This window comes from Methylobacterium sp. Gmos3, from assembly GCF_056430985.1.
Genome location: NZ_JBWJYL010000005.1, coordinates 248910 through 271927, shown reverse-complemented (window position 1 = coordinate 271927; position 23018 = coordinate 248910). Strand labels below are relative to the sequence as shown.

At 70.5% G+C, this 23018-nt stretch carries 19 protein-coding genes; 17 read left to right on the top strand and 2 right to left on the bottom strand.

The genetic code is table 11. The features are described 5' to 3' along the window. Positions 1-110 precede the first annotated feature (110 nt). Positions 111-974, bottom strand: a complete 864-nt coding sequence (locus tag ACS5Q7_RS12445) for a LysR substrate-binding domain-containing protein (RefSeq protein WP_478339619.1) — start codon at positions 972-974, stop codon at positions 111-113. A gap of 237 nt (positions 975-1211) precedes the next feature. Between ACS5Q7_RS12445 and ACS5Q7_RS12440 the strand changes: the two genes are divergently transcribed. From ACS5Q7_RS12440 to ACS5Q7_RS12425, 4 genes are all read left to right on the top strand, one after another. Then, on the top strand, positions 1212-2516 hold the full coding sequence (locus ACS5Q7_RS12440) for an MFS transporter (RefSeq protein WP_478339618.1): 1305 nt from the start codon (positions 1212-1214) through the stop codon (positions 2514-2516). A gap of 85 nt (positions 2517-2601) precedes the next feature. Continuing rightward, positions 2602-4035, top strand: coding sequence for an acylating sulfoacetaldehyde dehydrogenase (gene sauS, locus ACS5Q7_RS12435; protein WP_478339756.1), 1434 nt, complete (start codon positions 2602-2604; stop codon positions 4033-4035). Further along, the gene (locus ACS5Q7_RS12430; RefSeq protein ID WP_478339617.1) at positions 4032-5159 is read left to right on the top strand and encodes a succinate--CoA ligase subunit beta; all 1128 of its coding nucleotides are present in this window, start codon (positions 4032-4034) and stop codon (positions 5157-5159) included. The genes sauS and ACS5Q7_RS12430 overlap by 4 nt, the downstream gene beginning before the upstream one ends. Next, entirely contained in the window at positions 5156-6070 is a 915-nt protein-coding gene (locus ACS5Q7_RS12425) for a succinate--CoA ligase subunit alpha (RefSeq protein WP_478339616.1), read from the top strand. Before ACS5Q7_RS12430 ends, ACS5Q7_RS12425 begins: the two co-directional genes overlap by 4 nt. A 49-nt stretch (positions 6071-6119) precedes the next feature. On the opposite strand, the gene ACS5Q7_RS12420 is transcribed toward ACS5Q7_RS12425, so the two are convergent. After that, positions 6120-7148: a histone deacetylase family protein gene (locus tag ACS5Q7_RS12420; protein ID WP_478339615.1), complete on the bottom strand. Its 1029-nt coding sequence runs from the start codon at positions 7146-7148 to the stop codon at positions 6120-6122. Positions 7149-7274: 126 nt separating this feature from the next. On the opposite strand from ACS5Q7_RS12420, the gene ACS5Q7_RS12415 reads away from it, so the two are divergent. The 13 genes from ACS5Q7_RS12415 (at position 7275) to tkt (ending at position 22981) form a co-directional block, all read left to right on the top strand. Beyond that, positions 7275-8969 (top strand): GMC family oxidoreductase, encoded by a 1695-nt coding sequence (locus ACS5Q7_RS12415; RefSeq protein ID WP_478339614.1) that lies wholly within the window; start codon positions 7275-7277, stop codon positions 8967-8969. A 135-nt stretch (positions 8970-9104) separates the two neighbouring features. Continuing rightward, complete coding sequence (locus tag ACS5Q7_RS12410; protein WP_478339613.1) at positions 9105-10463, top strand: MFS transporter; 1359 nt, start codon at positions 9105-9107, stop codon at positions 10461-10463. A gap of 65 nt (positions 10464-10528) precedes the next feature. Continuing rightward, positions 10529-11737 carry a SorA family sulfite dehydrogenase catalytic subunit gene (sorA, locus tag ACS5Q7_RS12405; protein ID WP_478339612.1) on the top strand — a complete coding sequence of 403 codons (1209 nt, stop codon included), beginning with the start codon at positions 10529-10531 and terminating at the stop codon, positions 11735-11737. Next, positions 11734-12051, top strand: coding sequence for a SorB family sulfite dehydrogenase c-type cytochrome subunit (sorB, locus tag ACS5Q7_RS12400; RefSeq protein ID WP_478339611.1), 318 nt, complete (start codon positions 11734-11736; stop codon positions 12049-12051). Before sorA ends, sorB begins: the two co-directional genes overlap by 4 nt. Positions 12052-12081: 30 nt before the next feature. Then, positions 12082-13188: a YeiH family protein gene (locus ACS5Q7_RS12395; RefSeq protein WP_478339610.1), complete on the top strand. Its 1107-nt coding sequence runs from the start codon at positions 12082-12084 to the stop codon at positions 13186-13188. A 183-nt stretch (positions 13189-13371) separates the two neighbouring features. Beyond that, the gene (locus tag ACS5Q7_RS12390) at positions 13372-14268 is read left to right on the top strand and encodes a LysR substrate-binding domain-containing protein (RefSeq protein ID WP_478339609.1); all 897 of its coding nucleotides are present in this window, start codon (positions 13372-13374) and stop codon (positions 14266-14268) included. Between the two features lie 168 nt (positions 14269-14436). After that, entirely contained in the window at positions 14437-15189 is a 753-nt protein-coding gene (locus ACS5Q7_RS12385; protein ID WP_478339608.1) for an SDR family NAD(P)-dependent oxidoreductase, read from the top strand. A gap of 13 nt (positions 15190-15202) precedes the next feature. Beyond that, positions 15203-16054 carry a transketolase gene (locus tag ACS5Q7_RS12380; RefSeq protein WP_478339607.1) on the top strand — a complete coding sequence of 284 codons (852 nt, stop codon included), beginning with the start codon at positions 15203-15205 and terminating at the stop codon, positions 16052-16054. Beyond that, entirely contained in the window at positions 16051-17073 is a 1023-nt protein-coding gene (locus tag ACS5Q7_RS12375) for a transketolase family protein (RefSeq protein WP_478339606.1), read from the top strand. The genes ACS5Q7_RS12380 and ACS5Q7_RS12375 overlap by 4 nt, the downstream gene beginning before the upstream one ends. After that, complete coding sequence (locus ACS5Q7_RS12370; RefSeq protein WP_478339605.1) at positions 17064-17951, top strand: NAD(P)-dependent oxidoreductase; 888 nt, start codon at positions 17064-17066, stop codon at positions 17949-17951. Before ACS5Q7_RS12375 ends, ACS5Q7_RS12370 begins: the two co-directional genes overlap by 10 nt. A 54-nt stretch (positions 17952-18005) precedes the next feature. Then, positions 18006-19022, top strand: a complete 1017-nt coding sequence (locus ACS5Q7_RS12365) for a TRAP transporter substrate-binding protein (RefSeq protein ID WP_478339604.1) — start codon at positions 18006-18008, stop codon at positions 19020-19022. An 11-nt stretch (positions 19023-19033) separates the two neighbouring features. After that, positions 19034-20926 (top strand): TRAP transporter large permease, encoded by a 1893-nt coding sequence (locus tag ACS5Q7_RS12360; protein WP_478339603.1) that lies wholly within the window; start codon positions 19034-19036, stop codon positions 20924-20926. Positions 20927-20974: 48 nt separating this feature from the next. Next, positions 20975-22981, top strand: coding sequence for a transketolase (gene tkt / locus ACS5Q7_RS12355; RefSeq protein WP_478339602.1), 2007 nt, complete (start codon positions 20975-20977; stop codon positions 22979-22981). The last annotated feature ends 37 nt before the right edge of the window (positions 22982-23018 follow it).

Genomic DNA, 23018 nt, shown 5'->3' with positions numbered 1-23018 from the left:
GAGGATCGTCCGGTCTGGAATGCCACCTACCACCTAGTCTGCTGCACTGCAAAAACAATCGCGTCGCGCTGCCGCATCGCCGGGTTGCTTGGCAAGCAGGGTTAAGGCGGTCAGGCGCCGATGTTGCCCAGTTCCGAGAGGATATACTGCGCCAGATGTTCCACGGCGGCTGAGCATTCGCCTGTCTTGCGCTGCAGCACGATTCGCAGGGCCGGCAGGTCCGGCAATCCGCTCGCGGCGGTGAGCCGCCGGATCTCGCCGTCCACCGCGCATTGCGGGAAGATCGAGACGGCCAGCCCCGCATGGACCGCCGCCTGGAGGCCGGCGATGCTGTCGCTCACCGCCGTGATCGTCCAGCTTCGTTCGGTCTGCCCGAGGGCGTCGAGGGCGCATTGCCGATAGAGGCTGCCGGGCGGCAGGAGCGCCAGGGGGAGGGGCGAGCGCGCATCGACGTCGAAGTCCCGCGCCGCGACCCAGACCAGCGGCTCCTCCCGCACGACGACGCCCCCCTCCTGATCCGGCTGCTTGGTCATCAGCGCGAGGTCGATCTCCTCGCGGGAGAGGGCGGCGCGCAACTGGTGGCTGCGCGAGCAGCGCAACTCGATCTCCACCTGCGGATAGACCCTGGCGAAGCCCGCGAGCACCGAGGGCAGCAGGAAGGCCGCGTAGAGGTCCGGCACGCCGAGCCGCACCCGGCCGGCGACGTCGGGGCCGCCGAACCGGTCGCGGATCTCGTCGTTCAGGCTCAGCAGCTTGCGGGCATAGGCGAGGAGCACCTCCCCGTCGCGGGTCAGCGCCCCGTGCCGCCGCTCGCCGTCGAAGAGCGGGCGGCCGAGCGCCCGCTCCAGCCGGTGCATCTGATGCGTGATCGCCGGCTGGGTCCGCCCGACCTGCTTTCCGGCCAGCGTGATGCTTCCGGTATCATGGACCGCCACGAAGGTTCTGAGCAGCGGAATCTCAAGATCCGGAATCATATCGATCAATTTTCTGAATGATCGGGATGAAGAGAATATATTTCTCCTGGCCCGGCGCAATGGTTAGCGTGCCCTCATCGGGCTGTGAGGGACCGAAAAGTCGGGCTTAAGACCCGGCACCCCTCGCACCGGACACGGTGGAAACGTGAGGCAGGGACGCCGGGTTTTCGTGACCCGCACGCCGTCGCATGCGGTCGGATCGAGAAAGCCCGAGCGCCCCCTTCTCAGGAGGGCGGAATGCTACGGCTCGTACGCTTCAAGGCGACGGACAAGGTCCTGTTCGTCATCTGCCTGATGTACCTGATCACTTACATCGATCGGGTGAATATCGGCACGGCCGCCCCGGCCATGCAGAAAGAACTGGGCCTGACCAATGTCGAGTTGGGTCTCGCCTTCTCGGCCTTCGCCTATCCTTACGCCTTCTTCCAGATCGCCGGCGGCTGGCTCGGCGACCGCCTCGGCCCGCGCAAGACGCTGCTGATCTGCGGCGCGATCTGGTCCGCCGCCACGGTGATGATCGGCTTCGTGGAGGGGGCGATGTCCCTCGTCGCGGCTCGCTTCCTCCTCGGTATCGGCGAGGGCTCCGCCTTCCCGACCGCCACCCGGGCGCTGGCGAACTGGATGGCCGCCGACCGGCGCGGCTTCGCGCAGGGCATCACCCATGCCGCCGCCCGGCTCGGCAACGCCCTGACGCCGCCGCTCATCGCACTGCTGATCGTGGCGCTGTCCTGGCGCGACAGCTTCATCATCATCGGCGTGATCAGCTTCGCCTGGGTCGGGCTGTGGTGGTTCTACTTCCGCGACGATCCCCGCGACCATAAGGGCGTCACGGAGGCGGAACTCGCCGTCCTGCCGCCGGTGAAGATCGCGGGCGAGCGCAAGTCGGTGCCGTGGGGACCGCTGCTGCGGCGGATGCTGCCGGTGACGCTCACCGATTTCTGCTACGGCTGGACGCTCTGGCTGTTCCTGAACTGGATTCCCTCGTACTTCCTCCACCAGCACCATCTCGACATCAAGAAATCCGCGATCTTCGCCTCGGGCGTGTTCTTCGCGGGTGTCGTCGGGGACACGGTGGGCGGGATCGTCAGCGACCGGATCCTGCGGCGCACGGGTGACGTGTCGAAGGCCCGCGTCAGCGTCATCGTCGTCGGCTTCCTCGGGGCCTTCGCCTTCATGCTGCCGGTGCTGTTCACCACCGACCTCCTGACCATCACCCTGTGCCTGTCCGGCGCGTTCTTCTTCGCCGAACTGATCGTCGCGCCGATCTGGGCGGTGCCGATGGACATCGCGCCCCAGTATTCGGGCACGGCCTCGGGCTTCATGAACTTCGGCTTCGGCCTCGCGGGCATGATCTCCCCGGTCGTGTTCGGGCTGATCATCGACATGACCGGCCGCTGGGACCTGCCCTTCATGGCCTCGCTCGGCCTGCTGCTCCTCGGCGCCGGCCTCGCCCTGCGGATGCGGCCGAACGAGCCCTTCGTGGACGCCCCCCGGGACGAGCCCGTCCTCAGCCATCCCGTCCCGGTCAGGCCCACCGCCTGACCGGACCCGGCCACCGAGCCGTCCCGCTTACGACCCGAAACGCCCTGGACATCTCAAGGAGCGCGCCATGTCGCCTGCCGCCATCATGCCTCTCACCAAGCCGGACGATCCGGCCGCCCACGATCCCGTCGCCGCCGTGATGGAGCGGGCGCGGGCTGCTCAGGCGCTGTTCGCGAACGTCGATCAGGAACGGGCCGATTCCGCCGTCCGGGCGCTGGCCTGGGCCCTCTACAAGCCGGAGCACGCCCGCGAGGTCGCCGAACTCGCGGTGGCCGACACGAGCCTCGGCAACGTCGCCGACAAGATCGTCAAGAAGCAGCGCAAGACCTTCGGCACCCTGCGCGACCTGCTGCGCGGCAAGTCGGTGGGCATCATCGAGCGCGACGAGGCCCGTGGCCTCGTGAAATACGCCAAGCCGATGGGGGTGATCGGGGCGGTGACGCCCTCGACCAATCCCGGCGCGACGCCGGTCAACAAGGCGATGATGGCGATCAAGGGCCGCAACGCCATCGTCGTCGCGCCCTCGCCGCTGGGCTACCGCACCACCGCCCGCGTGGTGGAGCTGATGCGCGCCGAACTGGAGGCGATCGGCCTGCCCGCCGACCTCGTTCAGATCCTGCCCGCGCCGATCACCAAGGACTCGACCGAGGCGCTGATGCGCGCCTGCGACCTCGTCGTGGTCACGGGCTCGCAGGACAATGTCCGCCGGGCCTATTCCAGCGGGACGCCGGCCATCGGCGTCGGCGCCGGCAACGTGCCGGTGATGATCGACGAGACCGCCGATCTCGACGCCGCCGCCGCGCGGATCCGCGATTCGAAGATCTTCGACAACGCCACCTCCTGCTCGTCCGAGAACGCGGTGGTCATCGTGGACGCGGTCTACGATCAAGCCATCGCCGCCCTGGAGCGGGCGGGCGCCTATCTCTGCACGCCGCAGGAGAAGCAGCGCATCGCCGAGCGCCTGTGGGTGCGCGGCAAGCTCAACCGCGACCTCATCGCCCGCGACGCCGACGTGCTGGCCCGCGCCTTCGAGCTGCCCGAGGCGGCCTCGGCCAAACAATACTTCCTCGTGGAGGAGGACGGGATCGGGCGCGGGGCGCCGTTCTCCGGCGAGAAGCTCGCCCTCGTCCTCACCGTCTACCGGGCGAAGGATTTCGCCGACGCCAAGCGAACGGTCGCGAAGATCCTCGACCACCAGGGCAAGGGCCATTCCTGCGGCATCCACACCACCGACATGGACCGTGCCCGTGAACTCGCCGAAGACCTCGACGTGGTGCGGGTGCTGGTGAACTTCGCCCACACCTTCGGCAATGGCGGCGGCTTCAATTCCGGGCTCGGCTTCACCCTGAGCATGGGCTGCGGGTCCTGGCAGAAGAACAGCATCTCCGAGAACCTGAGCTACCGCCACTTCCTCAACATCACCCACCTCGTGACCCCGATCCCCGAGGATCGCCCAAGCGAGGCAGACCTGTTCGGACCCCATTGGGACAGGATCGGCCATCGGGAGAGCGCGCGATGAACTTCCTCGAACACGTCGCCAAGGCGCGGGTGCTGGCGCCTGCCGGCATCCCGGTCCCGAGGGCCATCCATTGCTTGAACGCGGAGGACGCGGCTCTGGCCGCCGCCGAACTCGGACCCTGCATGGTCAAGGCACAGGTCCCCACCGGCAAGCGCGGCAAGGCCGGCGGCATCCGCGCCGCCATGAACCCCGACGAGGCGCGCGCGGTGGCTTCCGCCATCCTCGGCATGACCATCGACGGGCACCGGGTCGAGTCGGTGCTCCTTGAGGAGCGCGCCGCTATCGCCCGGGAATTCTACGCGGCGATCCTCACCGACACGGAGAGCCGCACGCCCCTCGTGCTGTTCTCCACCGAGGGCGGCATGGACATCGAGGAGGTCGCGGCGACGCGGCCCGAGGCGCTGCGCCGCCACCGGGTCGACCTCGACCGGGGCTTCGGCGTGGCGGAAGCCCGCGCCCTTCTGGATGGCCTCGATCTCGGCCCTGCGCGGGCACGGATCGAGGAGATTCTGCCCGCCCTCTACCGGATCGGCGGCAGCGTCGATGCGGAGCTGATCGAGATCAACCCGCTGGCCCTGCTGGAGGACGGCCGGGTCGTCGCCCTCGATTGCAAGCTCACCCTCGACGAGTCGGCGGCGTTCCGGAATTCCGACCTCGCCGCGATGGCCTCGCCGGAGCCGATGAGCGCCCTCGAACGGGAGGGCGCGGCGCAGGGGCTGAAGTTCATCCAGCTCGACGGCAATGTCGGCGTGCTGGCGAACGGCGCCGGGCTGACCATGACCACCATGGACGTCATCAGCCATTGCGGCGGACGCCCGGCGAACTTCCTGGAGATCGGCGGCGAGGCCTACACCAAGTCGGAGGCGGCCCTGAAGCTCGTGCTGGCCAATCCCGGCGTGAAGAGCCTCGTCGTCAATTTCTGCGGGGCCTTCGCCCGCACCGACGTGATGGCCGAGGGCGTCGTCACCGCCTGGAAGCGCCTCGCCCCCGAGGTGCCGGTCTTCTTCTCGATCCACGGCACCGGCGAGGACGAGGCCGTGCGCCTCGTGCGCGAGGGGCTCGGGGTCGAGCCCTACGACCTGATGGAGGACGCGGTTCAGGCCGCGGTGGAGGCAGCCCGATGACGATCTATCGCCAGACCGACCGCGTCCTCGTCCAGGGGCTCACCGGCAAGCAGGGCAGCTTCTGGACCGAGAAGATGCTCGGCTGCGGCACGACAGTCGTGGCCGGCGTCAACCCGAAGCGGGCCGGGGAGGAGCATCTCGGCCTGCCGGTCTACGCCACGGCGCGGGAGGCCATGGCCGGCACGCCCTACGACTGGGCGGTGATGTTCATCCCCCCCGCCGCCGCGAAGGCCGCCGCCCTCGACGCCATCGAGGCGGGGACGAAGACCCTCGTGGTGCTGACCGAGCACATCCCCGTGCGGGACGTGCTCGCCATCCACCATGCCGCCCGCGCTCACGGCACGCGGATCGTCGGCCCGAACACCGCCGGGGTGGTGACGCCCGGCGAGGGCTTCGTCGGCATCATGCCGGGGCACAACCCGAACATCTTCCAGCCCGGCGAGATCGGCGTGATCTCCCGCAGCGGCAGCCTCGGGACGCTGGTCTGCCTGAACCTGACGCGGGCGGGCCATGGCCAGTCGGCCTTCCTCGGCATCGGCGGCGATCCGATGATCGGCACCACCACCCGCGACGCGCTGATGGCCCTCGACCGGGACGAACGCACCCGCGCGGTGGTCCTCGTCGGCGAGATCGGCGGGGCGATGGAGGAGGCGGCGGCCGAGTACGCCGCCGGGATGAGCAAGCCGGTCGTGTCGTTCATCGCCGGCCGGGCTTCACCGCCGGGCAAGAAGATGGGCCATGCCGGCGCCATCGTCTCCGGGGATCGCGGCAGCTACGCGGGCAAGCGCGCGGCTCTGGAGGCGGCGGGCGTCGCCGTCGCCGACACGCCGGGCGAACTCCCGGATCTGCTCCGCTCCGCCCTCGGGCACCCGGTGAAGGCGGCGGGGCTCCCGCTCCACGCGGTGGGGTGAGGGCCTGCTTCCCCTCTCCCCGCAGGCGGGGAGAGGGGATGCGCGGCCTCTACGTCCGCCCACCGTCGAACCCCTCAAGGAACGCGGCGAGGTTGCGGGGGAGGGCGGGGCACAGGTAGCCGCCCTCCTGCACGATGGCGGTGGGCAATTGCGCGTCGGCGATCAGCGTCGCGGCCTCCTGGAAGCCCCGCGTCGAGACCTTGAACGCGCCGATCGGATCGTCCGCCGACGCGTCGAGGCCGAGCGCCACGACGAGCGCGGCGGGCGAGAAGGCGGCGATGGCGGCCAGCCCCTCGCGGATCGCCGCGAGCCAGGCGGCATCGCCCGATCCCTGCGGCAGGGGCAGGTTGCGGTTGAAGCCCTCGCCCGGCCCGGCGCCGGTCTCGTCGGCGTAGCCCGCGAAATACGGAAAGTAATCGGCCGGGTCGGCATGGACCGAGACGGTGAGCACGTCATTGCGCCCGTAGAAGATGCCCTGCGTGCCGTTGCCGTGGTGGACGTCGATGTCGAGGATCGCGATCCGGCCGCCCGTGGTGGCGCGCAGGCGCTCGGCGGCGATGGCGCTGTTGTTGAAGTAGCAGAATCCCCCGGCCGAATCGGCATAGGCATGGTGTCCCGGCGGCCGGCACAGGGCGTAGGCGTGCGACCCGCGCAGGGCGGCGTCGGCGGCGGCGACCGCCACCTGGGCCGAGCCGTAGACCGCCGCCCAGGTCCCCGCCCGCACCGGCGTCGAGGTGTCGGCGGTGTAGAGGCCGATCAACCCGAGCAGCCCCTCCGGCCGGCGGTGCATCTGCGGCCGGGCGAAGTGCCCGGTGAGGATCTCGTCCGCGATGCCCGGCAACTCGGCCCGGCGCTCCCAGACCTCCCGCAGGAAGGCGACGTAGCCCGCATCGTGGACGGCGAGGATCGGGTCGAGCCCGGCGTCGCCCGCTTCGCACATTGTGTGTCCCCCGTCCCGCGCCGCGTCCCGCAGGAGGCGGTAGCGCTCCGCCTGCTCGGGATGGCCGATGATCGCGCCGCGCCGGAAGTAGCGGTCGGGATCGTGGCGGAGGCTGTCGCCGTGGTGGAACACCTGCATACCTTGCTCCTCACCCTGCCTGACTTAGCGAAATTGCCGAGAACATATTGACACAGGCAACATCCTCTCATCAAATAGAACGTAACGTACCGTTTTTCGAGACAAACGCTCGGGACGGAGACAATTGTGAGGAAACCCCAACCATCCGCGAATGCGCCTGAGCGCATCGCATGCGATTACGTCGTCGTCGGCGGCGGGACGGCGGGCTGCGTCCTGGCCAACCGCCTCTCGGCGGACGGGCGCCACCGGGTCGTGCTGCTGGAAGCCGGCCCCCGCGACACCTCCCCCTGGATCCACCTTCCCATCGGATACGGGAAGACCATGGTCCACAAGACCCTGAACTGGGGGTTCTCCACCGAGCCGGAGCCGTCCATGAACGGCCGGGCGATCTACTGGCCGCGCGGCCGGACGCTCGGCGGGTCGAGCTCGATCAACGGCCTGATCTTCGTTCGCGGGCAGGCCGACGATTACGATCACTGGGCCGAACTCGGGAACGACGGCTGGTCCTGGCGCGACGTGCTGCCGTACTTCATCCGCAGCGAGCACAACACCCGGGGCGCCAGCGCCACCCATGGGGGCGACGGCCCGCTCTGGTGCTCGGACATCCGCCACAAGCACGAACTGATCGAGCGCATCATCGACGGCGCCGGGGAACTCGGCGTCCGCCGCACGGACGATTTCAACGGCGGCGATCAGGAAGGGGTGGGCTACTACCAGCTCTTCACCCGCAACGGCCTGCGGTGCAGCACGGCGGTGGCCTATCTCCGCCCGGCCAAGGGGCGCGCGAACCTGCGCGTCGAGACCGACGCCCACGCCACCGGCCTGATCCTGGAAGGGCGCCGCGCCGTCGGCGTGCGGGTCATCCAGCACGGACGCGAAGTGGAGATCCATGCCGCGCGGGAGGTGGTCCTCGCGGCGGGCGCCCTCCAGAGCCCGCAACTCCTCCTGCTCTCCGGCATCGGCCCGGCGGCGGCGTTGCGCCCGCACGGCATCCCGGTGCGGCACGACCTGCCCGGCGTCGGCGAGAACCTGCAGGACCACCTGCAGGTCCGGCTGATCTACCGGCTGACCAAGCCGATCACCACCAACGACGATCTGCGCAGCCTCGCCGGCAAGGCGCGGATCGGCCTGCGCTGGCTGTTCACCCGCAGCGGCCCGCTGGCGGTGGGCATCAACCAGGGCGGCCTGTTCACCCGCGTCATGCCGGGGCCGGGCACGCCCGACATCCAGTTCCACTTCGCCACCCTCTCGGCGGACATGGCGGGCGGGCAGCCGCATCCCTGGTCCGGCTGCACCTTCTCGGTCTGCCAGTTGCGGCCGGAATCCCGGGGCACCGTCACCCTGCGCAACACCGATCCCCTCGCGGCGCCGGTGATGCGCGCGAATTACCTCGCCACCGAGACCGACCGCCGCTGCACCGTCGAGGGCATCAAGTTCGCCCGTCGCCTCGCCGGGACGCAGGCCCTGCGCCCGCTGATCCTCGCCGAGGAGAAGCCGGGACCGGGCGTCACGGACGAGGCCGGGCTGCTCGATTTCGCGCGCAACGCCGGGGCCACGATCTTCCACCCCTCCGGCACCTGCAAGATGGGCACGGATCCGATGGCGGTGGTCGATCCCTCCTTACGGGTTCGCGGGATGGACGGCCTGCGGGTCGTCGATTGCTCGATCATGCCGACGCTGGTCTCCGGCAATACCAACGCCCCGGTGGTGATGATCGCCGAGAAGGCCTCCGACCTGATCCTCGCGGCGGCGCGGGAGGCCGTCCAGGCCAGGGCGACCGTCCCGCAGGGGATGCCGGTGGCCGCGCCGATGCCGTCGTGAGGGCAGCATGAACCCCGTCATGGCGAGCGCAGCGACGCGATGGCGAAGGAGATGAGACAACACTCTGACGAGGCGCCGGAACAAGGCGTCCGCTCGGTGAGGAAATCGCCACACCATCAACGGGAGGAGGGCCAGATGTCGTCTCGGGAGCAGGGATCACCCAGGGCCAGCGGCGGAAAGATCAGTCAGGTCGTGACAGCCTCGCTCATCGGGGCGACGATCGAGTGGTACGATTTCTTCCTCTACGGGGTCGTGGCCGGCATCGTCTTCAACAAGCTGTACTTCCCGGTCAGCGATCCCCTCGTCTCGACGCTGCTCGCCTACGCGACCTTCGCCGTCGGCTTCATCGCGCGGCCCCTCGGCGGCGTGATCTTCGGGCATTTCGGCGACAGGATCGGCCGCAAGAGCATGCTCGTCATCACCCTGATGCTGATGGGCGTGGCGACCTTCCTCATCGGCGTCGTCCCGACCTACGCCCAGATCGGCGTGGCGGCGCCGATCCTGCTCCTGCTGCTGCGGGTGGTGCAGGGCATCGGGCTGGGCGGCGAATGGGGCGGCGCGGTCCTGATGGCGTTCGAATACGCGCCCGAGGACAAGCGCGGCTTGTACGCCAGCATCCCGCAGATCGGCCTTTCCCTCGGCCTGTGCCTCGCCTCGGGCGTGGTGGCGCTCCTGTCCTACACCCTGAACGAGGAGCAGTTCCTCGCCTATGGCTGGCGGGTCGCGTTCCTGCTCAGCGTCGTCCTCGTGGCGGTGGGCGCGTATATCCGCCTGAACGTGATGGAGACGCCCGAATTCGCCAAGGTGAAGCAGGCCAACCGCGAGGCGGACATCCCGTTCGTGTCGATGATGAAGGGCTATCCGTCCGAGATCATGGCCGGCATGGGCGCGCGCATGGTCGACGGCGTGGTGTTCAACATCTTCGCCGTCTTCGCCATCGGCTACCTGACGCAGACCCTGAAGGTCCCGCGCACCGAGGCGCTGCTCGGCGTCACCGCCGCGGCGGTGGTGATGTGTGCGACGATTCCCTTCTTCGGCTGGCTCTCCGACCGCATCGGCCGCACGCAGGTCTACGCCTGGGGGGCGGTGATCTCCGGGTTTGCGGCCTTCCCGGCCTTCTGGGTGTTCGTCTCCTATCCCGACAGCATCCGCGCGATCTGGTTCGCGATCATCATCCCGTTCGGGATTCTCTACGCGGCGGTCTACGGGCCGGAAGCGGCGCTGTTCTCGGAACTGTTCGCGGCGCGGGTTCGGTATACGGGGATCTCCTTCGTCTACCAGTTCTCCGGCATCTTCGCGAGCGGCCTCACGCCGATCATCGCGACGGCGCTGCTGCAATATTCCGGGCCGAACAACCCGTGGCTCGTGTGCGGATATTGCGCCCTCTCCGGTGTCGTCAGCGCCGCTTCCGCACTATGGATCGGGCGGATCCACCGCCGGCGGCTGATGCAGGAAGCACCGGGCCGCCCGGCGGGATACCCCCAGGTCGCCTGACCGGCCGACCCTGACTGAAGCCGGCGGCCGGGTTGTCCGGCCGCCGTGACCGAGCGGAGAGAGCGATGGCTCCTGTACCCAAACGGCGCGACATCCTGACGGGCGGCGGACTGGTTCTGGCGGGGGCCTCCCTCGGCTTGCGCCCGGCCCGTGCCGCCGAGGAGGTGATGCTGCCCTTCGGCAACGGCGAGCGTCCGCTGGTGGCCTATCCCGGCAAGCGCCCGCTCCTGCAGATGACGGCGCGCCCGCCGCAGCTTGAGACGCCGTTCTCGGTCTTCGACCACGGCGCCATCACCCCCAACGACGCCTTCTTCGTCCGCTACCACCTCGCCGACATCCCGACCCGCATCGACCCGGACACGTTCCGGGTCGAGGTAAAGGGGCATGTCGAGCGCCCGCTCTTCCTCTCGCTCGCCGACCTCAAGGCGATGCCGGGGACGGAGGTCGTCGCGGTCAACCAATGCTCGGGCAATTCGCGCGGCTTCTTCGAACCACGCATGGCCGGCGGCCAGCTCGCCAACGGCGCCATGGGCTGCGCCCGCTTCACCGGGGTGCCGCTGAAGGCGGTGCTCGACAAGGCCGGCGTGAAGGCCGGGGCGGTGCAGGTCGCCTTCGAGGGGCTCGACGGGCCGGTCCTGCCGGAGACGCCGGATTTCGCCAAGGCGCTCGATCTCGACCACGCAAGCGACGGCGAGGTGATGCTGGCCTGGGGCATGAACGGGCAGGATCTGCCCTGGCTCAACGGCTTCCCCCTGCGCCTCGTGGTGCCCGGCTACTACGGGACCTACTGGGTCAAGCACCTCAACGCGGTGAGCGTGCTCGACAAGCCCTTCGAGGGCTTCTGGATGAAGACCGCCTACCGCATCCCGGACAATGCCTGCGCCTGCACCGAACCCGGCAAGGCGCCGGACAAGACGGTGCCGATCGGGCGGTTCAACGTCCGCTCCTTCGTGACGAACCTGACGGACGGGCAGCAGGTGAAGGCCGGGCGCGTGCCCCTGCGCGGCATCGCCTTCGACGGCGGCTCGGGGATCCGCGCCGTGGAGGTCTCGGCCGACGACGGCAAGAGCTGGTCCGGGGCGAGCCTCGGCCAGGATCTCGGCCGCTACGCCTTCCGCACCTGGAGCACGGAGGTCGAGCTGGCCCCCGGCGCGCACGCCCTGCGGGTGCGGGCGACGGGCAACGACGGCGGCACGCAGGCGATGGAGCCGCGCTGGAACCCGGCCGGGTACATGCGCAACGTCATCGAGACGACTCGGGTGAGGGCGGCATGACGAGACTGATCGGATCCATCGCGTTGCTCCTCGCGCTGGGCGGCCCCCTCGCCGCCGCGCCGCAGGATTACGCCCTGCCCGAGCCGACGGCGCAGCTTAAGCCGCCCGCCGATGCCGGCCATCAGGCCGGGTTCGAGGCGGCGCAGGGCAATTGCATGGCCTGCCACTCGGTGGACTACGTCGCCATGCAGCCCCCGGGGAAGGGGGCCGCCTTCTGGCAGTCCGAGGTGACCAAGATGGTCAAGGTCTACCACGCCCCGGTCGGCGAGGCGGACGCCAAGGCCATCGCCGCCTACCTCGCCGCCACCTACTGAGCCGATGGGCAGCGGGAACCGCACCGAGCGATGATCGCCAGGGCCGCCGAACACAGGGACGCCGGGACCGCGCCACGCGGCCCGGCTCGCCTCCAGGCCTGGGCCGCGGCGGCGGGAAGCCTGCTGCCGGGGCTGCTCCTGTGCCTCGGCATCACCGTCGTCGCCCAGGCGCTTCAGGTGGCCGAGGAACATGGGTTCAGCCATCCGTATATCGAGGCCCTGGTCCTCGCGATCCTGCTGGGCACGGCACTGCGCACCGCCTGGGTGCCGGGCGCCCGGTTCAAGGCCGGCATCGCCTTCTCGGCCAAGCAGATCCTGGAGGTCGCCGTCACGCTGCTCGGCGCCTCGGTCAGCCTGTCCGCCATCGTCGCCTCGGGTCCGGCGCTGCTCGCGGGCATCGTCGGGACGGTGGTGCTCACCATCCTTGCGAGCTGCGGCTTGTGCCGGGCGCTCGGCCTCCCGGTGCGCATGGCGCTCCTCATCGCCTGCGGCAACGCGATCTGCGGCAATTCGGCGATCGCGGCGGTCGCACCGGTGATCGGCGCCGACAGCCGGGACGTGGCGGCGGCCATCGCCTTCACCGCCGTGCTCGGCGTGCTGATGGTGCTCGGCCTGCCCCTGTTCGTGCCCCTCGCGGGCTTCAGCGAGCACCAGTACGGGGTCCTCGCCGGCCTCACCGTCTACGCCGTGCCGCAGGTGCTCGCCGCCACGGTCCCCGTGAGCCCGCTCGCGACGCAGGTCGGGACCCTGGTCAAGCTCGTGCGCGTTCTGATGCTGGGGCCGGTCGTGGTAGCGCTGTCGCTGATCGCCGCGCGTCTGCCGGGCGCAAGCACCGAGGGTTCGGCGCGGGGCGCGCCCCGCCGCCTCGGCTTCTTCAAGCTGATGCCCTGGTTCATCCTGGGCTTCCTCGCCATGGCGACGCTGCGCTCGCTGGGGGCGATTCCCGGCGATGCGGTGGCGCCGATCTCGCGGATCGCGGGCTTCCTCACGATCGTCTCGATGGCGGCCCTGGGCCTCGGCGTGGACGTGCGCGTGCTGGCCCGGGTGGGCGGCCGGGTCACCCTGGCCGTGACCGCCTCCCTCGCCGTCCTCCTCGCCATCGCCGTGCTGCTCATCCGCGGCCTCGGCATCGCGTGAACGACCGGGGCCGGCCCGACCGCGCGCTGTCGCGGCGACGGCGTCCGGACTTCGGCAGGGCGGGGTGACAGGAGAACGGCGAGCGCAGGCGCCTGCGAGATGCCGATGGCCCGCCGTCTTTCGCGGAGGTAGGCTCCGGCGGCGAACCGTGCCGCGCGGCCGCTCGCCGGGGAAGGGGGTCCCATGCGTCCGGTCATTCCTCTGTCCGCGATCCGCGTCTTCGAGGCCGCCGCGCGGCGGCGCTCGTTCAAGGCGGCGGCGGGGGAACTCGGCCTCTCGACCAGCGCCATCAGCCACGCCATCCGCAAGATCGAGGAGGGGCTCGGCGTCGCCCTGTTCGAGCGCACCGGCCAGGGCGTCGAACTCACCGCCGCAGGCGAGACCCTGTTCGACCATGTCGGGCGCGCCTTCGAGGTGCTGGACCGGGGGCTCGACCTCGTGACGAGCCGGGGCTCGCAGCTGCTGCGCCTGCACTGTGCCCCCAGTTTCGCCGCCCAATGGCTGACCCCGCGCTTCGCGCGGTTCCTGAACGAGCATCCCGGCATCGAGGTCCGCCTCGCCGCCGGCATGGACTACGCCCGGTTCACCACCGACGATTTCGACGCGGACATCGTCTACGGGCCGCCGCGCGGCGACGGGGTGGTGCGGATGCCCCTCGGCGAGGAGGTCGTCACGCCGCTGTGCGATCCGGCGCGGGCGGTCGCCATCGCCCGCGCCGCCGATCTCGTCGGCCAGACCCTGATCCAGAGCGACAACAAGCAGCTCCGCTGGCCGCACTGGTTCGAGGCGAACGGCCTCGCCGCCCCGGCCACGGCGGGCCTGCGCTTCGACCGCAGCTTCCTGGCGCTCGCCGCCGCCGCCGACGGCCTCGGGATCGCCCTCGAATCGACCCGCCTCGCGGAGCGGGAACTCGCCTCCGGCCGCCTCGTCGCTCCCCTGGCGGGGCGGGCGACGGACCTGCGCTATGTCGGCCACCACCTCGTCTTCCCGGCCGCCTCCCGCCGCCGGGCTCCGCTGCGCGTCTTCGCGCGCTGGCTCGCGAAGGAATTGTCGATTCCCCTGGAGCCGAGCCTGACCTGACGCGGCGTCGTCACGGCCCTCACGTCATCGCGTCCCCGCGCCCGCACTGACGGCACGGGCGGTTGAGCCAGATTCATCTGCGGTTGCAGATTTCGCGTTTGCCAGACCCTGGCGGGCGGACGCAGTATTCGCTCAACAAACACACGACAAAACAGCCGGGAGGACAGTATGAAACTGCTCGAGGACAAGGTGTGCCTGATCACCGGGGCGGCCTCCGCCCGGGGCATCGGCAAAGCGACCGCCAAGCTGTTCGCGGCGCATGGCGCGCGGATCGTGATCCTCGACCTCGACGCGGGCCAGGCGGAGGAAGCCGCCCGCGACATCGGCGCCGGCCATCTCGGCCTCGCCTGCAACGTCACCGACAAGGCCGCCTGCCAGGCGGCGGCGGAGGAGGCGACGGCCCGGTTCGGCCGGATCGACGTCCTCGTGAACAACGCGGGCATCACCCAGCCGCTCAAGATCATGGAGATCGGGCCGGAGAATTACGACGCGGTCACGGACGTGAACCTGCGCGGCACCCTCTACATGAGCCAGGCGGTGATCCCCGGAATGCGGGCGCAGCACTCGGGGTCGATCGTGTGCATGTCGTCGGTCTCGGCGCAGCGCGGCGGCGGCATCTTCGGCGGCCCGCATTACAGCGCGGCCAAGGGCGGCGTGCTTGGGCTGCAGAAGGCCATGGCCCGCGAACTCGGGCCGGACAACGTGCGGGTGAACTCCGTCACCCCCGGCCTGATCCAGACCGACATCACCGGCGGAAAGCTCACCCCCGAGCTGAAGGTCGAGATCGCCAAGGGCATCCCGCTCGCCCGCCTCGGCGTCGCCGACGACGTCGCCAATGCCTGCCTGTTCCTCGCCTCCGACCTGTCCTCGTACATCACCGGCGCGGTGATCGACGTGAACGGCGGGATGCTGATCCACTGACCGGGATGCGCCGATGTCCACCGAACCCACCCGCGCCGGCTCGAACGTCTCCCTCAGGGAGCAGGCCTACCGCATCCGCCGCAACGCCCTGCTGATGGGCGAGGTCCAGGGCCAGGGCTACATCGCCCAGGCGCTCGGCATCTCCGACGTGCTGGCGGTGAGCTACTTCCACGCCCTCCGGTACAAGCCGGAGGACCCCGAATGGGAGGGCCGCGACCGGTTCTGCCTGTCGATCGGCCACTACGCCATCGCCCTCTACGCGGCGCTGATCGAGGCCGGCATCCTCCCCGAGGACGAACTGACGAGCTACGGCGGCGACGACAGCCGCCTGCCGATGTCGGGCATGGCCGCCTACACGCCGGGCATGGAGATCACCGGCGGATCGCTCGGCCATGGGCTCGGCATCGCGGTGGGCATGGCGCTGGGGCTGAAGCGGAAGCAATCCGACAGCTTCGTCTACAACCTGTTCTCCGATGGCGAGCTCGATGAGGGCTCGACCTGGGAAGCGGCCCTGTCGGCGGCCTCGCACAAGCTCGACAACCTGATCGGCATCGTCGACGTCAACGGGATGCAGGCGGACGGCGCCTCCCGCGGCGTCCTCGATTTCGAGCCGCTCGCCCCGAAGTTCGAGGCGTTCAACTGGTTCGTGCAGCGGGTGGACGGCAACGACATCGACGCCGTGGTCGCGGCCTTCGATGCCGCCCGCAACCACACCGGGCCGCAGCCCCGGATCGTCATCTGCGACACCCGGATGGGCAAGGGCGTGCCGTTCCTCGAGCAGCGCGAGCGCAACCACTTCCTGCGCGTCGAGCCGGACGAGTGGCAGCAGGCGCTGACGATCCTGGACGAGGGGAGGGGCCAATGAGGCGCTCGAAATACGAAAAGCCCGCGCCGCGCCAGGGCGGCGGCCTGAAGACCTCGGCGATGATCGCCTCGCTGGCCGGTCCCGATCAGCGCACCAGGGCGGCCCCGTTCGGCCACGCCCTGGTCGAATTGGCCAAGTCCCGGCCCGACCTCGTCGGCCTCTCGGCGGATCTCGCCAAGTACACCGATCTGCATATCTTCGCGCAGGCCCATCCCGACCGGTTCTACCAGATGGGCATGGCCGAGCAGCTGCTGATGAGCGCGGCGGCGGGGCTGGCGCGGGAGGGCTTCACGCCCATCGCCACCACCTACGCGGTGTTCGCGGCGCGGCGGGCCTACGACTTCATCTGCCTCGCGATCGCCGAGGAGAACCTGAACGTCAAGATCGCCTGCGCCCTGCCGGGCCTCACCACCGGCTACGGCCCGAGCCATCAGGCGACGGAGGATGTCGCGATCTTCCGCGGCATGCCGAACATGACGATCATCGATCCGTGCGACGCGCACGAGATCGAGCAGGTCGTGCCGGCGATGGTGGCCCACCAGGGTCCCGTCTACCTGCGGCTGCTGCGCGGCAACGTCCCGCTGGTGCTCGACGAGTACGGCTACACCTTCGAGTGGGGCAAGGCGAAGACGATCCGCGACGGGCGCGACGTGCTCGTCGTCTCGTCGGGCCTGATGACCATGCGGGCGCTGGAGGTGGCGCAGGCGCTGGGCGACGACCGGATCGACGTCGCGGTGCTCCACGTGCCGACGATCAAGCCTCTGGACGAGGCGACGATCCTGGCCGAGGCCCGCAAGGGCGGGCGCCTCGTGGTGGTGGCCGAGAACCACACGGTGATCGGCGGTCTCGGCGAGGCGGTGGCCGGGCTGCTGATGCGCAACGGCGTGATGCCGGATCGCGGCTTCCGGCAGGTCGGCCTGCCCGACGACTTCCTGGATGCCGGCGCGCTGCCGACGCTCCACGACCGCTACGGCATCTCCACCGAGGCCATGGCCCGGAGCATCCGCGGATGGCTGTGAGCCGCATCGCCTTCGTCGGGCTCGGCGCCATGGGCATGCCCATGGCCCGCCACCTCGTCGCCGCCGGCTTCCCGGTGCGGGGCTACGACATCCGGCCGGAGAGCCGCGCGGCCCTGGTGGCCGCCGGGGCTGAGGAAGCTGAGACCGTCCCCGTCGCCGCCGCCGGGGCCGACGCCCTGCTGCTGATGGTCGTGAACGCGGCCCAGGCCGAGGAGGTGCTGTTCGCGCAAGGGGGCCTCGATGCCCTCGCGCCGGACGCGACGGTGGTGCTGATGGCGACCTGCCCGCCGCAGGCCGTCGTGGCCCTCGCGGCACGGGTCGCGCAGACCGGCCGGGCCTTCATCGACGCGCCGGTCTCCGGCGGGGTCGTGGGGGCGGAGGCCGCCACGCTCACCATCATGGCCGCAGCCCCCGCCGCGACCCTCTACGCCCTCCGCCCCGTTCTCGACCGGCTCGGCGACAAGGTGTTCCACGTCGGCACGGAGCCGGGGCAGGGGGCCACCGTCAAGGCGGTGAACCAGCTGCTCTGCGGCGTCCACATCGCCGCCGCCGCCGAGGCCCTGTCGCTCGCCGAACAGGTCGGCGTCGATCTCTCCGTGGTGCTCGAGATCCTGTCCGGCTCCTCCGCGTCGAGCTGGATGCTGCGCGACCGGGGACCCCGGATGCTGGAGGACGAGCCCCGCGTCACCAGCGCCGTCGACATCTTCGTGAAGGACCTCGGCATCGTGCTCGAGGCGGGGCGGGGGGCGAAGGCGGCCCTGCCGCTCGCGAGCCTCGCCCATCAGCTCTTCCTCTCGACCTCCGGCCGGGGGGAGGGCGCCCGCGACGACAGCCAGGTGATCGGCGCCTACCGCGCCCTCAACGGCCCGACACGCTGACCCACGCGGGAGACCGGAAAACCGGCCCCGTTCCAACGACCAGGGAGTGAAACCATGCGGGACCTTCGCCTCAGCCGCCGTGCGCTCCTCGTGGGCGCGGCCACCGTTCCGGCCTTCGGCATACTGACCCGGCCGGGTCAGGCGGCCGAATTCACCTACAAGCTCGCCACCGGCCAGGATCCGACCCATCCGGTCAACATCCGCGCCCAGGAGGCCATCGACCGCATCCGCGAGGCGACAAGCGGCCGGCTCGAGATCAAGCTCTTCCCGGCGAACCAGCTCGGCTCGGACACCGACCTGCTGGCGCAGGTGCGCAACGGCTCGGTCGAGTTCTTCAACCTCGCCACCTCGATCCTCTCGACCTTCGTGCCGGCGGCGAGCCTGCCCAACACCGGCTTCGCCTTCAAGGATTACGACGCGGTCTGGCAGGCGATGGATGGCGGCCTCGGCGAGTATGTCCGCGCCGAGATCGGCAAGACGCCGATCACCACCATCTCCAAGGTCTGGGACAACGGCTTCCGGCAGATCACCTCGTCCACCCGCGAGATCAGGAAGCCGGAGGACCTGAAGGGCTTCAAGATCCGCGTCCCCCCGGCGCCGATGCTGACCTCCCTGTTCAAGGCGCTCGACGCGGGCGCCGCGCCGATCAACTTCAACGAACTCTATTCCTCGCTCCAGACCAAGGTGGTCGAGGGCGAAGAGAACCCGCTGCCGATCATCGCGACGACGCGCCTCTACGAGGTGCAGAAGACCTGCAGCATGACCGGCCACGTCTGGGACGGGTACTGGATCCTCGGCAACAAGCGCGCGTGGCAGCGCCTGCCGGAAGACCTGCGCGGCATCGTCTCGCGGGAATTCGACCGCTCGGCCGCCGACCAGCGCGCCGACGTCGCCAAGCTCAGCGTATCCCTGCGCCAGACCCTCTCCGAGAAGGGCATCGGCTTCATCGACGTCGACCGCACCCTGTTCCGCGACGCCCTGTCCAAGACGAGCTACTACAAGGATTGGAAGGCGAAGTTCGGCGAAGCCGGCTGGAGCCACCTCGAAGCCGTCTCCGGCAAGCTGGTCTGAGGGGGATGGCCATGGCGATCGACATCGCGGCGGTCGAGGCCTCCCCCGGCCTCGGCCTGGACGGCCCGCCCCTGCGGGCGCGGGGGTGGCTGACGCGCCTCGACACCGCCATCGGCTGGCTCGTCGAGATCCCCGCCGCCCTCCTCGTACTCGCCGAGATCGGCGTGCTGCTCGCCGGCGTCGTCAGCCGCTACGTCTTCCACGAGCCGCTGATCTGGTCCGACGAGCTCGCCGGCATCCTGTTCCTGTGGCTCGCCATGCTCGGCGCCGTCGTCGCCTTCCGCCGGGCCGAGCACATGCGCATGACCGCGCTGGTCGCCATGGGCGGACCCCGCACTCGCGCCTTCCTCGAAACGCTGGCCCTCGTCGCCGGCCTCGTCTTCGTCAGCCTCGTCCTCCACCCGGCCTACGAGTTCGCCGGGGAGGAAGCCTTCGTCCAGACGCCCGCGCTGGAACTCAACAACGCGTGGCGCGCCGCCGCCCTGCCAGTGGGCTTCGGGCTGATGCTCCTCATCGCCCTCATCCGCCTCGCCGAGACCGCCGACTGGAAGGTCACCCTCGCCGCGCTGGCCACCGGCCTCGGGCTCGCCGGGGCGCTGGTGGCCGTGCAGCCGCTCCTGCCGGGGCTCGGCAACCTCAACCTGCTGCTGTTCTTCGTCCTCGGCGTCGGGATGCTCGTCTTCTCCGGCGTGCCCATCGCCTTCGCCTTCGGCCTGTCCACCTTCGCCTACGTGACGCTCACCACCGACGCCCCCTCCATGGTGGTGGTCGGGCGGATGGACGAGGGCATGAGCCATCTCATCCTGCTCGCGGTGCCGCTGTTCGTGTTCCTCGGCCTCTTGATCGAGATGACCGGCATGGCGAAAGCCATGGTCGGGTTCCTGGCGAGCCTGCTCGGGCATGTCCGCGGCGGCCTGCACTTCGTGCTGGTGGGGGCGATGTACCTCGTCTCGGGCATCTCCGGCTCGAAGGCCGCCGACATGGCCGCCGTCGCCCCCGTGCTGTTCCCGGAGATGAAGGCGCGCGGCGCCCGGGAGGGCGACCTCGTGGCGCTGCTCGCCGCGACCGGTGCGCAGACCGAGACGATCCCGCCCTCCATCGTGCTGATCACCATCGGCTCGGTGACGGGCGTCTCGATCACCGCGCTGTTCACCGGCGGGCTGCTGCCCGGCGTGGTGCTGGCGGTGACGCTGTGCGCGCTGGTCTGGTGGCGCTACCGGGGCGAGGATTTGAGCCACGTGGCCCGGCCCTCGCGGGCGGTGATCGGCCGGGCGTTCCTCGTGGCGCTGCCGGCCTTGGCGCTGCCCTTCGTGATCCGCTACGCGGTGGTGGAGGGCATCGCCACCGCCACGGAAGTCTCGACCATCGGCATCGTCTACGCGACGCTGGCGGGGCTGCTGATCTACCGGCAGTTCTCGTGGCGCCGGCTCTACCCGATGCTGGTGACGACGGCGGCCCTGTCGGGGGCGATCCTGCTGATCATCGGCGCGGCCACCGGCATGGCCTGGGCGCTGACGCAATCCGGCTTCTCGCAGACCCTGGCGGTGGCGATGAAGAGCCTGCCGGGCGGGTCGCTCGGGTTCCTGCTGGTCTCGGCGGCGGCGTTCATCGTGCTGGGCTCGGTGCTGGAGGGCATCCCGGCGGTGGTGCTGTTCGGGCCGCTGCTGTTTCCCATCGCGCGGTCGGTGGGGGTGCACGAGGTGCATTACGCGATGGTGGTGATCCTGGCGATGGGCGTCGGGCTGTTCGCCCCGCCGTTCGGGGTCGGCTACTACGCGGCCTGCGCGATCAGCCGGATCCACCCCGACGCGGGGATGCGGCCCATCGTCGGCTACATCCTGGCGCTGCTCGTCGGCCTGCTCGCCATCATCCTCGTGCCCTGGTTCTCCATCGGGTTTCTCTGAAACCCCTCAGCCCGCGCTCGTCCTGCATCGCCAGTGAGGTCTCCCGCCATGCCCGATCCCGCCCTCACCGCCCGCATGGCCGACGCCATCCGGTTCCTGTCCCTCGACGCCATCGAGCGGGCGACGGACGGGCATCCCGGCGCGCCGCTCGGCTGCGCGGAGATGGCGGTCGCGCTGTTCACCCGCCATCTGCGCTGCGCGCCGCAGGACCCGCTCTGGCCCGACCGGGACCGCTTCGTCCTCTCGAACGGCCACGGCTCGATGCTGCTCTACGCGGTGCTGCACCTGTCCGGCTACGCCGGGATGGAGATGGACCAGATCCGCGACTTCCGCGTCCTCGGCTCGCACACCCACGGCCATCCCGAGATCGCCCCCGAACACGGGATCGAGACCACCACCGGGCCGCTGGGCCAGGGCATCGCCAACGCGGTCGGCATGGCGGTGGCGGAGGCCAAGCTCGCCGCCGAATACGGCCGCGACCTCGTGGACCACCACACCTACTGCATCGTCGGCGACGGTTGCCTGCAGGAGGGCATCGCCCACGAAGTGATCTCGCTCGCCGGCCACCTGCGCCTCGGCCGGCTGATCGTCCTGTGGGACGACAACCGCATCACCGACGACGGCTCCACCGACCTGTCGATCTCCGAGGACGTGCGGGCCCGCTTCCGGGCCGCCGAGTGGCAGGTGATCGACGCGGACGGGCACGATGTCGAGGCGGTCTCGGCGGCGATCCTCCTCGCCAAGGGCGATCCGCGCCCGAGCCTCATCGCCTGCCGCACGGTGATCGGGAAGGGCCTGCCCCGGCTGGAAGGCCAGCGCGGCGCCCATGGCGGGCGCGTCCTGCCGCAGGATCTCGTGGAGGCCCGCGCGGCCAAGGGCTGGACGCATCCCGCCTTCACCGTGCCCGACGACGTGGCCGCCGCGTGGCGCGATGGCGTCGCGGGCCGCAACCGCGACGCCTATGAGGCGTGGCAGCGCCGCCGCGAGACGGCGCCGGGCGCGACCCGCCGGGCCTTCGACCGGGTGACCGCCGGGGACCTGCCCGATGGCTGGCGCGAGACCCTGCGCGCCGCCCGCGACCGCCTCGCCGGGCAGGCCAAGCCCGGCATCGACGTGGCCGCCGAACTCGTGGGCGAGCTGGCCCAGGCGATCCCCGAACTCTTCACCGGCGCCCCGGACCTCGAAGGGCCGACCAAGCACAAGCAGGCGCTGCCGGCCTTCACGGCGCAGGAGCGCAACGGCCGCTACCTGCATTACGGCATCCGCGAGCACGCCATGGGCTCGATGATGAACGGCATGGCCGCCCATCGCGGCCTCGTGCCGGTGGGCGCGACCTACCTCGTCTTCTCCGACTACATGCGCCCGTCCTTGCGGATGGCGGCGCTGATGAACCTGCCGGTCGTCACCGTCTACAGCCACGATTCCATCGCCATCGGCCGCAACGGCCCGACCCACCAGCCGGTGGAGTTCCTGGCGAGCCTGCGGGCCATGCCGAACATGCTGGTGCTGCGCCCCGCCGACGCGGTGGAGGCCGCCGAATGCTGGGAACTCGCCCTCGGCAACCGCGAGGGTCCGACCTCCCTGGTCTGCGCCCGCCAGGAACTGCCGCCCGTGCGCAGGGAAGCCGGCGGCGACAACCTCTGCGCGCGCGGTGCCTACATCATCGCGGAAGCCGACGGGGAGCGGCGGGTCACGCTGGTCGGCACCGGCTCGGAGGTGGCGCTGGCGCTCGCCGCGCGGGACATCCTCCAGGGGGAGGGTGTGCCGACCGCCGTGGTGTCGATGCCCTCCTGGGAACTCTTCGACCGGCAGGACCCGGCCTACCGCGCCGCGACCCTCCGCAGGGACACGGTGCGCGTCGCCGTCGAGGCCGCGATGCGGTTCGGCTGGGACCGCTGGATCGGCGAGGACGGCGGCTTCGTCGGCATGACGGGGTTCGGCGCCTCGGGCTCGCCGGAGGATCTCGCGCGCCGCTTTGGTCTGACCGCCGAAGCGGTGGCCGCGCAGGCCCGGACCCGGCTCCATCCCGACAGAGGCCCTGCACGCCAGTCCTGACGCCATCGCGACGGCGGGTGGACAAGTCTGGCGCGGG

Bases quoted from the DNA above. Each gene is read 5' to 3' on its own strand.
- ACS5Q7_RS12445 (WP_478339619.1), bottom strand. From the start codon at position 974: ATGATTCCGGATCTTGAGATTCCGCTGCTCAGAACCTTCGTGGCGGTC.
- ACS5Q7_RS12440 (WP_478339618.1), top strand. From the start codon at position 1,212: ATGCTACGGCTCGTACGCTTCAAGGCGACGGACAAGGTCCTGTTCGTC.
- sauS (WP_478339756.1), top strand. From the start codon at position 2,602: ATGCCTCTCACCAAGCCGGACGATCCGGCCGCCCACGATCCCGTCGCC.
- ACS5Q7_RS12430 (WP_478339617.1), top strand. From the start codon at position 4,032: ATGAACTTCCTCGAACACGTCGCCAAGGCGCGGGTGCTGGCGCCTGCC.
- ACS5Q7_RS12425 (WP_478339616.1), top strand. From the start codon at position 5,156: ATGACGATCTATCGCCAGACCGACCGCGTCCTCGTCCAGGGGCTCACC.
- ACS5Q7_RS12420 (WP_478339615.1), bottom strand. From the start codon at position 7,148: ATGCAGGTGTTCCACCACGGCGACAGCCTCCGCCACGATCCCGACCGC.
- ACS5Q7_RS12410 (WP_478339613.1), top strand. From the start codon at position 9,105: ATGTCGTCTCGGGAGCAGGGATCACCCAGGGCCAGCGGCGGAAAGATC.
- sorA (WP_478339612.1), top strand. From the start codon at position 10,529: ATGGCTCCTGTACCCAAACGGCGCGACATCCTGACGGGCGGCGGACTG.
- sorB (WP_478339611.1), top strand. From the start codon at position 11,734: ATGACGAGACTGATCGGATCCATCGCGTTGCTCCTCGCGCTGGGCGGC.
- ACS5Q7_RS12395 (WP_478339610.1), top strand. From the start codon at position 12,082: ATGATCGCCAGGGCCGCCGAACACAGGGACGCCGGGACCGCGCCACGC.
- ACS5Q7_RS12390 (WP_478339609.1), top strand. From the start codon at position 13,372: ATGCGTCCGGTCATTCCTCTGTCCGCGATCCGCGTCTTCGAGGCCGCC.
- ACS5Q7_RS12385 (WP_478339608.1), top strand. From the start codon at position 14,437: ATGAAACTGCTCGAGGACAAGGTGTGCCTGATCACCGGGGCGGCCTCC.
- ACS5Q7_RS12380 (WP_478339607.1), top strand. From the start codon at position 15,203: ATGTCCACCGAACCCACCCGCGCCGGCTCGAACGTCTCCCTCAGGGAG.
- ACS5Q7_RS12375 (WP_478339606.1), top strand. From the start codon at position 16,051: ATGAGGCGCTCGAAATACGAAAAGCCCGCGCCGCGCCAGGGCGGCGGC.
- ACS5Q7_RS12370 (WP_478339605.1), top strand. From the start codon at position 17,064: ATGGCTGTGAGCCGCATCGCCTTCGTCGGGCTCGGCGCCATGGGCATG.
- ACS5Q7_RS12365 (WP_478339604.1), top strand. From the start codon at position 18,006: ATGCGGGACCTTCGCCTCAGCCGCCGTGCGCTCCTCGTGGGCGCGGCC.
- ACS5Q7_RS12360 (WP_478339603.1), top strand. From the start codon at position 19,034: ATGGCGATCGACATCGCGGCGGTCGAGGCCTCCCCCGGCCTCGGCCTG.
- tkt (WP_478339602.1), top strand. From the start codon at position 20,975: ATGCCCGATCCCGCCCTCACCGCCCGCATGGCCGACGCCATCCGGTTC.